11 protein-coding genes and 1 pseudogene are annotated in these 12,524 nt (G+C 42.9%); 6 read left to right on the top strand and 6 right to left on the bottom strand.

Features of this window, described 5'->3' with window-relative positions:
• Positions 1–616: 616 nt before the first annotated feature.
• Positions 617–965 (bottom strand): annotated as a pseudogene (locus Xbed_RS20120) (Arm DNA-binding domain-containing protein); the annotation flags it as partial.
• 1,117 nt (positions 966–2,082) lie between these two features.
• On the opposite strand from Xbed_RS20120, the gene Xbed_RS05105 reads away from it, so the two are divergent.
• Both Xbed_RS05105 and Xbed_RS05100 read left to right on the top strand, forming a co-directional pair.
• A complete protein-coding gene (locus tag Xbed_RS05105; RefSeq protein ID WP_086111850.1) occupies positions 2,083–2,346 on the top strand; it encodes a helix-turn-helix domain-containing protein in 264 nt (87 codons plus the stop codon).
• 640 nt (positions 2,347–2,986) lie between these two features.
• Positions 2,987–3,928, top strand: a complete 942-nt coding sequence (locus Xbed_RS05100; RefSeq protein ID WP_086111849.1) for a siderophore ABC transporter substrate-binding protein — start codon at positions 2,987–2,989, stop codon at positions 3,926–3,928.
• A gap of 194 nt (positions 3,929–4,122) precedes the next feature.
• On the opposite strand, the gene Xbed_RS05095 is transcribed toward Xbed_RS05100, so the two are convergent.
• The gene (locus Xbed_RS05095; RefSeq protein ID WP_086111848.1) at positions 4,123–5,358 is read right to left on the bottom strand and encodes an MFS transporter; all 1,236 of its coding nucleotides are present in this window, start codon (positions 5,356–5,358) and stop codon (positions 4,123–4,125) included.
• Positions 5,359–5,700: 342 nt separating this feature from the next.
• Here Xbed_RS05095 and Xbed_RS05090 point away from each other — a divergent pair, with 342 nt between their 5' ends.
• Together Xbed_RS05090 and Xbed_RS05085 are read left to right on the top strand one after the other, a co-directional pair.
• Positions 5,701–6,186, top strand: a complete 486-nt coding sequence (locus tag Xbed_RS05090) for a YbhB/YbcL family Raf kinase inhibitor-like protein (RefSeq protein WP_086111847.1) — start codon at positions 5,701–5,703, stop codon at positions 6,184–6,186.
• Between the two features lie 44 nt (positions 6,187–6,230).
• Entirely contained in the window at positions 6,231–7,010 is a 780-nt protein-coding gene (locus tag Xbed_RS05085) for an L-threonylcarbamoyladenylate synthase (protein ID WP_086111846.1), read from the top strand.
• A gap of 84 nt (positions 7,011–7,094) precedes the next feature.
• On the opposite strand, the gene Xbed_RS05080 is transcribed toward Xbed_RS05085, so the two are convergent.
• On the bottom strand, positions 7,095–8,012 hold the full coding sequence (locus Xbed_RS05080) for a LysR family transcriptional regulator (RefSeq protein WP_086111856.1): 918 nt from the start codon (positions 8,010–8,012) through the stop codon (positions 7,095–7,097).
• Between the two features lie 222 nt (positions 8,013–8,234).
• Between Xbed_RS05080 and Xbed_RS05075 the strand changes: the two genes are divergently transcribed.
• Both Xbed_RS05075 and Xbed_RS05070 read left to right on the top strand, forming a co-directional pair.
• Positions 8,235–9,533, top strand: coding sequence for a 3-isopropylmalate dehydratase large subunit (locus Xbed_RS05075; protein WP_086111845.1), 1,299 nt, complete (start codon positions 8,235–8,237; stop codon positions 9,531–9,533).
• A complete protein-coding gene (locus tag Xbed_RS05070; RefSeq protein WP_086111844.1) occupies positions 9,530–10,081 on the top strand; it encodes a LeuD/DmdB family oxidoreductase small subunit in 552 nt (183 codons plus the stop codon). The genes Xbed_RS05075 and Xbed_RS05070 overlap by 4 nt, the downstream gene beginning before the upstream one ends.
• A 92-nt stretch (positions 10,082–10,173) precedes the next feature.
• On the opposite strand, the gene hemW is transcribed toward Xbed_RS05070, so the two are convergent.
• The 3 genes from hemW to Xbed_RS05055 form a co-directional block, all read right to left on the bottom strand.
• A complete protein-coding gene (hemW, locus tag Xbed_RS05065) occupies positions 10,174–11,304 on the bottom strand; it encodes a radical SAM family heme chaperone HemW (RefSeq protein ID WP_086111843.1) in 1,131 nt (376 codons plus the stop codon).
• Complete coding sequence (locus Xbed_RS05060) at positions 11,297–11,890, bottom strand: XTP/dITP diphosphatase (RefSeq protein WP_086111855.1); 594 nt, start codon at positions 11,888–11,890, stop codon at positions 11,297–11,299. The genes hemW and Xbed_RS05060 overlap by 8 nt, the downstream gene beginning before the upstream one ends.
• Positions 11,891–11,955: 65 nt before the next feature.
• Positions 11,956–12,519, bottom strand: coding sequence for a YggT family protein (locus Xbed_RS05055; RefSeq protein WP_086111842.1), 564 nt, complete (start codon positions 12,517–12,519; stop codon positions 11,956–11,958).
• Positions 12,520–12,524 lie beyond the last annotated feature (5 nt).

The raw sequence follows: 12,524 nt of genomic DNA, 5'->3' as shown, positions 1-12,524 counted from the left end.
CGGGTCATGGGGCGTGTCCAGAAAATCCGCCAGATGCGGGGATGCTTTCGCCACCCGCCGCGCCAGCTCCCGCAGGTAGGCCAGTTCTTGCAGGTACAGGGATTCTTTTTTGTTTTGCATTATGTTGTATTTTCTTTCTAATGTTTGGGTGAATAATGAATCGGTAACTTAGGGATAAAGTTGATAGAAAATGCATGTTCAATCAGTCAAGGTGGTTTATTGTACATAAATATCAATAAAATTAATTAACCAATTAAGTCCGGTTTTTGTCTGATTTTGGCGGAATGTGGGGGGATGGGCGGAATTTGCATGGGCATTCAGGGAAAAATGCGGATGACGGGAACAGCCACGGTTTGACGCCAGCCAACCTAACCGTTAATATTCTTTTCTACAAAAACGATCCATCGCCTGTCAGGATCGCCTTCGGGTGGCGAAACAAAACTCCCGTAACCTGAAAGGGAGAGCAATATTGCGGTACATCTGCACACTTTTGGAAGCAGATATCGTTGGACACATAACCCATCGTCTGACGATGAAAGTTCTCCGGTTTTTTTATGCACCGGCTTATCACTCACTATCCGCAGAATTTTATCTGCCATGTTCCGACCGATACCGTTTTCATCGATCCAATATTCAATAGCGTCTTTTACCGTGACGGGCTTTAATGATTCCTGCATCGTTAGGTTAAATTGCAACTTTGGATCTTTACCGGAGGCCAACCAGTTACGGCATTTATCCCGCGTTTCACGGGCTTGCTTGAGAGGCATATCAGGATAGCGCCCAATGGTGAGACGGCTTAGTTTCTTTCCATCAAGTCGGTATGTAAAGACCCAACTAATACCACCAACTTTAGATAGTTTTGCACTCAACCCAGCACCATCGGCAAAAAATTCTATCTTATTGCTTTCTCTACCAAGTAAAGCTTTAAGTTTTTTGTCACTAAGTTTATTTAGTTCGTTAGCCATGATCGCCAAAATTATTTACGCAAATGTTTATACAAAGTGTGATGTAATAGTAGATAAACGTCAATAAACACTGAAACAATCCACAGTGAATAAGGTAAATACAATATTGATTTTAATCAGAAAAATAATAAGTACCAATAAACATCACTACATGATTATGTTTCATCGGTACGATATTCAACTACACGCTTATCAAGAATAACAAACATCCCGAAAACTGTGCGGCGTCACTTGTGCATGAGCGTAGCGATTACCAAGTGACGCTGCCGGGCAGCCAACGTCCAGAGCACAGCCAGACTGGCTTTACGCACACTTTGAACCTTGTATTACTGAGTGACAGACACTTTCACAGGCATTTTTCTGCCTTAATCCACTTATTCCGTTTATTTTTAACCCGATGCCTTGCAATAGGTCGATGCAGTAAAAAAGGAGAAATCACACCACGTCAAATAATGAGGCGTTCATCCTGACCGAAATCAGGCACTGAACGGGGAGTACTCCATCGCCGTACTGAGTACATCGCGAACTCCTGCAAAAACTCAACATAAACCTCGCCTTGCTACACATTATCTGACGCACCAAGGAGCGGTGAACCTGAACCGACACGCAGGGAATGTTTTGAAATAAATAAAAATGATCTGAAAATTACAGGAGAAATGCGGATAGCGAAGCGATCACGAACGAGAACAAACAATAAAGATTGATTTAGCCTTTCGTATTCTCCCCTGAGTTTGTGCGATGAATGGGGACAACACTCGCTGAGCCTTTACCTGAAAAATGGTTTTAAACGTCCAATGGTTAGGACGCTAGTTCCAATGGATTTTAAGTAGTGTGATGAACGGGGCGTTAGATTACACGGATTTATAACCGTTAAACTTAGTTGTTCGGTTATTGAGTCAGATAAAACAATCAGTTAAAGTAACCCCGCCATTAGCAAAATCTAATGGTCAAGGTGCGCGCTTATACACTGGTAAGAATTTTTACCAGTGTGCCTGCATTCGCCCTTTCAATGGTGATTCAGGCAGGGGAGGCTTCGGCCTCGCCGGAGTAAGCGCCGGTCTGCTAACCCTGTCTGAATCACCACCATCAATATTAATTAATGGAAGGGGTAGCAGGAATGAATAATAACGTTAGAAATGACTGGCATCAGGCCGACATTATTGCTGCATTACGTAAACGTGGTACAACCTTGGCGGCTGTCTCTCGTGAAGCGGGACTCAGTTCATCAACATTAGCAAATGCACTCAGTAGGCAGTGGCCTAAAGGTGAGTGGATTATTGCTAACTATCTTGAAATCCATCCCTCTGAAATCTGGCCGAGTCGCTATTTTGATCGGAGCGGGAAACTTATTGAACGAAAGATTCGAGATAAATCACTATAAAAGTAGTCAGTCCTCCATTTAAAAATCATCGGGAAGATAGCCGTAACGGGGTATCTTCTCACTTGCAGAGACAGTCGTCACTACTATCTTAATAACTTCTGACGTAATACGTTGTAACCTCTTCATAGGGCTGGAACGGTTAGCGAACTAACCTCGTTTTATTATGGAAGCACGGATCATAGGTCTTAACTATACCAACAGTATAATGAGATCGGTGATGTTTCTTAGCACAAAGTAAGTTGTATAGTAAATTGTATAAAATTAAAAATAGAATAAAAATTTATATTTAATATCAATTAATTAAGTATTGTGTTCTATGCCCTTCACTCAGTAAAATCAAGTGATTCATCAATATCTTATTTTCTAGAAATTGAGAGAAATCTTTCTAAACCTATATGGATACTGACAAATCAGTGGGACCGAAGTCCCACCTTTGTTAATTTGTATTAGTCGCGACTTTATCCAACTTTATGGGGTCAGTTCATAGGTGGGGGCTATTCGCTTGATTGAGATCGTGGCTAAGCTACCTAAAATAAATAAGAATCAATATCAAATTTATTCTTATTTGATTGACATATTAGTATTGCCACTTAGAATGCGAGTCACTTCTTACTCAATATGCTTAAATCCAGGTGTCACGATGAAAAAGATCCTGCCAATTGTTATTGCATCACTGCTTTCTGCCACCAGCTACTCTGCATTCAGTCAATCATCAGAATTAGTTACACCCAATTCAGTCATAGCTCAGTCTGGTGATTCTGTGACGGTGAAGCATCTCTCCGGTGAAACTCAGGTTAAAAAGAATCCAAAACGGGTCGTTTTGTTTGATTTCGGAACCTATGATTCAATGGAAAAATTGGGGTTATCCGATCGAGTGATTGCATTACCCATCGATAATGTACCTGAATATGTGCGTAGTGGCGTGTCCGCAAATATGCACAATGCAGGGGGAATGAAAACACCAAATTTGGAAAAATTAGCAGAAATAAAACCAGATTTGATTGTTATTACCGGGCGCCAAGGTTCTTTTTATGATCGTTTGTCACAAATAGCACCCACCATTGATTTAAGCACGGACAATAAAAATTATCGTTCATCTGTTGATAGCAATCTTAAGTTATTGGGTGAATTATTCAATAAGCAGGATGCAATGAAAGCACAGGCTGCTGATTTGGAAAAAACTATTGCGTCTGCCCAAGAAAAAGCGCAAGCGGTGAACAGTAAGGTATTGGTATTACTGCATAATGCGGGTGAGTTATACCCTAATAATTCAGCTATTGTTTACGATGTGATTAAGGCCCCTCGCGCAGTATTGCCAGCTAAATCAGACAGCAAAAGCCGAGTGGTGACGGCGGATATGATTGCACAAGCCAATCCTGATGTGATTTTTATTATCGACCGTAGTGAAGCAATCGGAGCCGGTAAGTTGGAAAAAACGCAGTTTGAAAGTGATCAAGTTAAATCCACTAATGCCTATAAAAACGGTAAGATAGTGTATTTACAATCTGATCTTTGGTATTTGTCAGGTGGCGGTTTGACCAGCATGACACAACAAGTCAATGCGGTTGCTGGTGCATTGTAATTTCACAGATTAATATTTATTTCCCTTGAATTCACCCGGTAATCTGGATATTTAGATTATTGGGTGAATCTATTATTTATTAACATAATAGATATGTTTGGTTTATCTATGATAATTTTAGGATATATAAAAGCAATAAATTTTATTCTTATCTTCTGGTCTTTCATAATAACGTGAAATATTTGATAATGTATTCATAAATCACCGTATTTTTTTTCATATAAATTAGCAATATCATCTTGTGTGCTAGTCAATAACTCATAAAAAAGAGGAATAAAACGGACAAAAATAGCAACGACGATGACAATCGAAGAAGAAATGATTAATGTAAATATGTATCCATAGTTTGTCATTATAAAGGGAATAAATAATAAGCCAAGGGGATTACCAATCCCAATGAGGGCATTGTGGATAGTTTGAATTTTTACCCGATTTTTTTCTGGGATGGCGATGGACCGGCTTGATTCTACACTAACATTATTCATCACTATTGCCATTCCCATCACAAATGCCAGAAGACTCCAAATAAAAATTTCATGGGTAAAAGACAGCAGAAAAAAGCAAAATCCTATCATAAAGAAAGAAAAGATAACACACTGAGCTTTTCCAATAATTGATTCAACTTTCTTTTGAAAATAACATGATGAAAAAATAGCGCCTCCCGCTGCACATCCTTCAATTAAACCCATTGAGATAGGTTTTCCTTCTGCAATTTTAACGATAAAGTAAGGAATGATCAGTGATGAAAATGAAACCAGAAACATATTGATTATCATCGAGCAAAAAGCCCACCAAGGTTCAAAACGATAATTCATAAATATTGCTATCGAATCCTTCAAGCTATTGTTGGGAAAAGATTGTTCGGAAAAAAATGGGGCACCTTTACAATCTAAAGAAATCAGGATAATCAAAGAAATTAATGAGAGCATTACAATGCTCCATATCATATTTTCAAATCCAATGGATTGATATCCCACCATGCCAATAGCGATGCCAAATAAATTATTTACTGATTGAATTAAAAACGTTTTTCTAAATACTTCGACGATAGCGTTATTCTCCACTATAGCGGGAATAAAAGCATTCACAACAGGTACAAAAAACGCCTCAACAAAACCAATACCAATAACGATAAACATAAATATCAATGAACTTATTTTCATGGAGTTAAACATAATAGTAGCCAGTGATATGCCTATAAATAAAAATATCAATTGGATAAGAAATCGTTTTTTTTCTGATTTTTCAAACTTATGTGCAAAAAAGATCCCAAATAGACTTTTTGACATAAAATAGAAGAAAAGAAAATAGGATGATAGCCATATGCTATCACTTCTCAGAAGATAAAGTGTCACAATAGCAATAAAAATACGCGATGAGAGTATATAGAGCGATTCAGCATAGCGCACTTTCCAGAAATCACTTGTCATTGTTTATATTATTCCTGACATGTTCATATTGATAGCCGCAATAGTCTAACGCTAATTATTTATAGTTACCTTATATTTTCTTTAAGTTAACGATTTAATATTAAGTGTTTTTAAGAATAATGATGAATTTAAAAGAAAAAAATAACTGAAAATGAAACGGGTTGTTTTTTTATGGAAGTTTTGCATAAGCTGATCATTGAACAAACATATATGAAGCTAAAATAGCTTCACAACTCACTTATTGTTCCCAAACTGAAACAATCAATCAAAACCATAACCTGCTCTTGCAGCGTGGAAAAACTGCGTTAGGATGTTTCAAAAGCATTCAATGAGGACATCGGCATGATTATCAGTTCAACTGAATTTAAGAATAATGACTTCTTGAAAAAAGAGTATGAATTTAATGAATTTGGTGGCAATGGTGATAACCGTTCCCCCGAACTGACTTGGGCTGATGCACCCGCCGGAACCAAAAGTTTTGCTATTACAGTCTATGATCCTGATGCCCCGACAGGCAGTGGTTTTTGGCACTGGGTCGCTTTTGATCTCCCCATTGAAACACAAGCCTTACCTGCAAATGCAGGGCAAAGCGATGGCAGCAAATTGCCAATGGGGACAATCCAAAGCAGAAATGATTATGGTCTGTTTGGTTTCGGTGGCTTTTGCCCTCCGGTGGGAGATAAAGCGCATCGCTATATTTTCACTGTACATGCCTTATCGGTAGAAAAACTGGGCGTTGATGCGGAAACAACCAATGCGGTTGCGCGTTTTATGATCCAGGCCAATACCCTGGCGACAGCGTCCATTACCGGTTACTACCAGCGTTAACTGATTGATTAATAATTCTTCCGTTTCTAATCAAGGGGATCAATATGAACAACAAAAAAATTCAATGGAACAATGGCTTACAGCAGGAAGCGGTAGAGATCCTCTCTCATGACGGAGGAATGATCGTCTGCCCAACCAAAGTTGGCTACATTATCATGACATCCGATGCGCAAGGTCTGGAGCGCAAATTCGAAGCTAAACAGCGTAACCGCAATAAACCCGGTGTTGTTTTGTGTGGATCTCTGGAGCAGTTGAAAGAGTTGGCCCAGATTAATGCGGAAATTGAAGAACTTTATCAAAGACATTGGGATGAAGATGTATTGTTGGGCTGTATCCTGCCTTGGAAAGAAGAAGCGGTAGCCCGTATCCCTGATGATGGCTCCAAAGAATTGATGATGGATCAGCGTGGTACGAGCTGTTTTGTGATTAAATTTGGTAAACCCGGTGAAATTTTGGCGAAAGAGCTGTGGGAGAAATACGGTAAGTTTTCTTTTGCCAGTTCAGCTAACCCATCCGGTAAAGGCAATCGTGGGTTGGTTGAATGTATCGGCGAGCGGATCGAAGAGCGGGCGGATCTGATTATTTCGGCTAATGACTATGTTAAATCTATCCAGCCAAATGAAACGGATCAAACCCGTTATGAACAGGGTGTGATGGTTTCCATGGTCGATGACAGTGGTAAATTAGTACCGTCGCAAAAGGGTCAGCGCGATATTACTCCGTGTCCGGTATTGATTCGCAAGGGGCTGGATGTGAATAAGATCATGGCGATGATGTCTGACATTTTCACGACCTGGGATTACCGCCACGGCAACTACTATTGATATTTTGTACTATTGATATTTTGCTCTTCTTTGCGGGTGCTATATTTTGTACGGGACAATAGCACCCGCGATGCACTTCTTCGTTTACGTGTGCTTCCTGTTTTCCAAATCTTGCTTCAGTTTATTCTGCAAAGAGTTTGCAAACTGCTGTACACGTGACGATAGCGTGCTCTCTGATTTGAACCGTATCCAGGCTTGATAGATATCCATATTCCATTCTGGCAGGAGCCGGATTAATTTCCCTTCTGCCACCGCCTCATGGGTGACATAATCCGGCAGATAGGCAATGCCCGCTCCCGCCAGTGCAGAACTCATTAATGCCACGCTGTTATTAATGCGAAACCGGCTGCGTACTTCAATATCCAGTTTGTATCTCTCTTTGCGAAATGGGAGGGAGATAGTATGTGCCGGGCCACGGAAGAGCAGGTAATCGTAACGAGGGAGATCTTCCGGTCTCTCTATGGATGAAAATTGACGTAAGTAATCGGGTGTGGCGTAAAGCCCCCATGTAATATCAATCAGAGGCTTGGTCAGTGAATGGTGTGGCATTTCTCGCCCAACGACAATGGCAATATCGCACTGATCTTCTTCCATATTAACGGTTCTGTCGGTCAACTCCAGATCAACGCTGATATGAATATTGCCGGCGATAAAGCTATTCAGGGCAGGGACAATACATTGACTGCCAAAGGATACCGGGGCAATCAGGCGTAAACTTCCCATCGGTTCTTCATGAAAATGGCGGATAAAATGTTCAGCGCTTTGGGCTTCGGTAAGAATTCGGTGGCAATATTGGTAATAGCTCATCCCGACTTCTGTCACCTGAATTTTGCGCGTGGTACGGTTGAGTAACTGAGTGCCCAATCTCACTTCTAACTGGGCAATCTCGCGGCTGACAGAGGATTTGGACAGCTTGAGCAATTTTGCGGCTTCGGTAAAACTCAACGTTTCTACTACGCGGGCAAAAACGACCATTGAGGTAAGATTATCAATATTATTCATGAAATAACCTAATGATTGACTCCGGGAATTGCCGAACAACATACCATATAACCGGTGAGGACACGCGAATATTCCTTTGTTGTTTCTTTCCCATTTTGCGAACGACTGTCTCACCACGGAAACAGTGAACGATACCCTCGTATTTCCCTACGATAAGGCGTCGTAATCTTGTTAGGATGGCAATCTATTGAGTCTGTTTTAATCTTTCGGGGGTAATGTGAGATGAGCCAAACTATCACACAAAAAATTCTTGCACGGGCAAGTGGGCGTGAACAAGTCACTCCAGGTGAAGTGGTTTGGGCGAAAGTGGATATTCTAATGTCTCACGATCCCTGTACGCCCGGTGTCGCCAGTGTATTTAAAAAAGAGTTCGGTCAGGATGCACGGATATGGGATCCCGAACGGTTTATTCTGATCCCAGACCATTTTGTCTATTCGGCAGACCCACAAGCCAATCAGAACATTCGTGTCATGCGCGAATTTGCTGCTGAACAGAACATAAAATATTTTTACGATGTTGGAACGCCCGACTATAAGGGCGTTTGTCATATCGGGCTTGCGGAAGGTGGACATACCCGTCCCGGTGAAGTGTTATTGGGCACGGATTCCCACACCGTCACTGCCGGTGCTTTTGGCGCATTCGCGATTGGGTTGGGTATTACTGATGCGGCTTATGCATTAGGCACGGGGGAAATTCCCCTCAAGGTTCCAACGACGATCCGCGTCAATTTTACCGGAAACAAGCCAGCCCATGTTTTGGCTAAGGACATGATTTTATCTGTATTGTCCGAATTAACCGTTGATGGCGCGACTTATCAGGCCATAGAGTTTGGCGGTAATGTCATTGATGAGTTATCGGTAGAAGAGCGTATGACGATTTGTAATATGGTCGTTGAGTGCGGGGCGAAAAATGGCATTATGGTGCCCAATCAGGCGACGCTGGATTATTTGGCAGAACGCAATTGTCTCCCTTTTGAGGTTGTCTATCCTGATGAAGATGCGCAGTATAGCCGGGTATTAAATATTGATGTTTCCACGATGCAGCCAAAGATTGCGAAACCGCATTCTCCGGATAATGTGGTTTCCATTGAACAGGTGGCTAATGTTGCCATTTCTCAGGCGTATATTGGCTCTTGCACCGGCGGTAAATTGGAGGATTTTGTTGCGGCAGCCCGTATCATCAAAGGGCATAAAGTGACGATCCCGACTTACGCAGTCCCTGCAACCAAAGAAGTTTTCCATAAAACGATCACGACCCAAATTGACGGGGTTTCTGTCTATCAGATTTTAAGTGATGCGGGAGTCAAACTTTCCTCAGAATCGGGATGTGCAGCCTGCTGTGGTGGCCCGCCGGATACTTTCGGGCGCGTCAATGATCCCATCTCCGTGATATCCACGACTAACCGAAATTTTGTCGGCAGAATGGGGCATAAACGCGCCAATATTTATCTCGCTTCCCCTTATTCTGTTGCTGCGGCAGCGATTACCGGCCATATTACAAATCCTGAGGAGTTTTTATGAGTGAGTTAAAGGAGCATATCATTCGGGGGGAGGTTTATGTCTTGACCGATAATATTGATACTGACCAGATCCTCTCAGCCGAATATCTCAAGGTTAATCCTTCCACTCCTGAAGGGTATGCACAACTGGCTTCATTGGCAATGTGCGGATTGCCGGAAGGGTCATTGCCTTTCATTGATGAGAGCAAGGGAAAAGCGAAATACCCGATTATTGTGGCAGGGCAGAATTTTGGTTGTGGGTCTTCGCGTGAACATGCGGTTGCTGCGTTGGGTGCTTCAGGTGTGAAAGTCGTCCTTGCCCAATCTTATGCCCGGATATTCTTTCGTAATTGTGTATCAACCGGGCAGTTATTGCCTGTGGCAGCCCAAGAGCGCCTGTGTGACAAATTAGCCACGGGAGACAGTATTGAGATTGATGTTGAAAACCAGACCGTCATTCTGCTGAAAAAGGGTGAAAAATATCAAACTGATCCGATTGGTGAACTCGCCAATATCGTCTCTGCCGGAGGGCTGTTTTCTTACGCTCGTGCGACCGGCAGAATTAAATAAGATAAACAAACTGCACCTGCTGATTTTCAGGTGCAGTTTGTTTTTTTAGATGAATTGCTTTTTAGACGAATCACTTTTTAGACGAATCGCTTTTACAGAAACAGTTCCAATAAGGAATTCAGGAATAATTTTCCGTGTTTAGTGATTTGCCAGTGGGTATCGTTTTCAGTGATATAGCCTTTAGCCAGTGCTTCGTCAATGTGTGGACGAATGGCTCTTTCTGGTAATCCGGTAAAATCACTGAAATCCTGACGTGGCATCGATTCCAGCAGGCGAAAACGGTTCATGAAAAACTCAAATGGACGATCTTCATTATCCACCTGATGTTGTTGATCCAAATAACGCCCCTGCATATAACCGCGTGGATGTTTGGTTTTCACGGTGCGAAGGATACGGCCATCTGCAAATGAAATTTTACCGTGTGCACCGCAGCCAATCCCCAAGTAATCACCAAAACGCCAGTAATTGAGGTTATGTTGGCACTGATACCCCGGTTTGGCATACGCCGATGTTTCATATTGTTGATAACCCGCTTCCGTCAGTAATTGATGGCCTTGAGAAAAAATATCCCATAACGCATCATCATCCGGTAAAACCGGAGGCCGGGAGCCGAAAGCGGTATTGGGTTCAATCGTCAGTTGATACCAAGACAGATGTGGCGGAGATAGCTCAATGGCCTGACGCAAATCATTCAGTGCTTCATTGAGTGTCTGGTTGGGCAAGCCATGCATCAAATCCAGATTGAAGCTGCGTAATCCAAGACCATCCGCCAATTTTGCCGCTCGTTTGGCCTCTTCCGGGCCGTGAATACGCCCTAAACGGATGAGTTTATCCGAGCCGAAACTTTGTACGCCGATGGAAATGCGATTGATCCCCGCCTGTTGGTAGGCGCTGAAGCGTTCGGCTTCCACGGTTCCCGGATTGGCCTCCATGGTAATCTCTGCGTGTGGAGAGAGCGGCAGTGAAGCCCTGACCCCATCAAGCAGTCGCTGCATCCCTTCGGCGCTTAACAGGCTCGGCGTGCCTCCACCAATAAAAATCGTTGATACCTCACGATCGCCAATCATTGGCAGATCAGCGCGCAGATCCGCCAACAGGTGATCAACATACTCCTGATGTGGCACATCTCCCTTTAAGGCATGTGAATTGAAATCACAGTAAGGGCACTTTTGCACACACCAAGGAATATGAATATAAAGACTCAGAGGTGGAAACTTAAGCATTACGCATGGCTTCCAGCAACATTTTTAACGCTTTTCCCCGGTGTGAAACCGCCTGTTTTTGTTCGCGGCTCAGTTGGGCAGCGCTACAGCCGAACTCTGGTGCATAAAAAACAGGGTCATAACCGAAACCGCCTTCTCCGGCCGGTTCATGAGTGATGAAGCCTGACCAGCGACCGTGAAATACCAGCGGGGTAGGATCTTCGGCATGACGTAAGTAGACCAGAACACAGTTGAATTGCGCCTGACGTTGTTCATCAGGAACATCGCGCATGGCTTCCAACAGTTTTTCCAGATTGTCCCGATCGGAGGCATCACTGCCTGCATAGCGGGCGGAATAAATGCCGGGTGCTCCCCCCAGTGCATCAACGGACAGCCCTGAATCATCTGCAATGGCAGGTAATCCGGTGACTGCGGCTGCATGACGGGCCTTGATGATGGCGTTTTCGATAAAAGTGAGACCCGTTTCATCGGCGGAATCAACACCCAACTCGGTTTGAGCCACGATATCTAAGCCAAAATCGGCCAATAAATCAGCCAGTTCACGTACTTTGCCAGAGTTTCCCGTCGCGAGAACAACTTTTTGCATTGCCATTTATTTAATTAACCTGTGTATTCAATTAACCGATATCTTCAATTAATTCATGTAGTTCATTACATTGTGAACATTGAAACCAGCCAGCCCATGACGTCACTACGCAGGGCGTTCAGTGCGTAAAGGATAAGGATCACAATCATGGCGGAGAAATCAAGACCGCCCATGGAAGGGAGAATACGGCGGATGGGTGCCATTAATGGTTCGGTTAATTGAATCAGGACATAGTCAACGGGATTGCGGCCTTGACTGACCCAACTCAATAAAGCACGGGCGATCACCAGCCAGAATACCAGTTTTCCGGCCGCCGTCAGCAATTCAATGATCCCAATCGGGAGTAGCAAGCTGAAAGGGATTAAAAATTGCCCGGTTGATAGCCATACAGGTAATTCTAATTTGACCAATACCAGCAGGTAAGCGAGCAGAACAGATGCCGTATCGACGGGGCCAATAGCGGGGATAACTCTGCGTAATGGGCGTATCACAGGTTGCGTGATTTTAACGATAAATTGTGAGAATGGATTATAAAAATCACAACGCACCCACTGCATCCAAACGCGTAGCAGTAAAACGGCAATATATAAATCCAGAACCGTAAAAAAGATGAAGTTTAAGAATTGCATGTAGC

The organism is Xenorhabdus beddingii (assembly GCF_002127545.1).
Lineage (GTDB): Bacteria > Pseudomonadota > Gammaproteobacteria > Enterobacterales > Enterobacteriaceae > Xenorhabdus > Xenorhabdus beddingii.
Note: the sequence above shows the minus strand (reverse complement) of the source record. Positions and strands in the feature narration are given on the sequence as shown.

Coding starts and splice junctions, on each gene's coding strand:
- Xbed_RS05105 (WP_086111850.1), top strand. CDS start 2,083: ATGAATAATAACGTTAGAAATGACTGGCATCAGGCCGACATTATTGCT.
- Xbed_RS05100 (WP_086111849.1), top strand. CDS start 2,987: ATGAAAAAGATCCTGCCAATTGTTATTGCATCACTGCTTTCTGCCACC.
- Xbed_RS05095 (WP_086111848.1), bottom strand. CDS start 5,358: ATGACAAGTGATTTCTGGAAAGTGCGCTATGCTGAATCGCTCTATATA.
- Xbed_RS05090 (WP_086111847.1), top strand. CDS start 5,701: ATGATTATCAGTTCAACTGAATTTAAGAATAATGACTTCTTGAAAAAA.
- Xbed_RS05085 (WP_086111846.1), top strand. CDS start 6,231: ATGAACAACAAAAAAATTCAATGGAACAATGGCTTACAGCAGGAAGCG.
- Xbed_RS05080 (WP_086111856.1), bottom strand. CDS start 8,012: ATGAATAATATTGATAATCTTACCTCAATGGTCGTTTTTGCCCGCGTA.
- Xbed_RS05075 (WP_086111845.1), top strand. CDS start 8,235: ATGAGCCAAACTATCACACAAAAAATTCTTGCACGGGCAAGTGGGCGT.
- Xbed_RS05070 (WP_086111844.1), top strand. CDS start 9,530: ATGAGTGAGTTAAAGGAGCATATCATTCGGGGGGAGGTTTATGTCTTG.
- hemW (WP_086111843.1), bottom strand. CDS start 11,304: ATGCTTAAGTTTCCACCTCTGAGTCTTTATATTCATATTCCTTGGTGT.
- Xbed_RS05060 (WP_086111855.1), bottom strand. CDS start 11,890: ATGCAAAAAGTTGTTCTCGCGACGGGAAACTCTGGCAAAGTACGTGAA.
- Xbed_RS05055 (WP_086111842.1), bottom strand. CDS start 12,519: ATGCAATTCTTAAACTTCATCTTTTTTACGGTTCTGGATTTATATATT.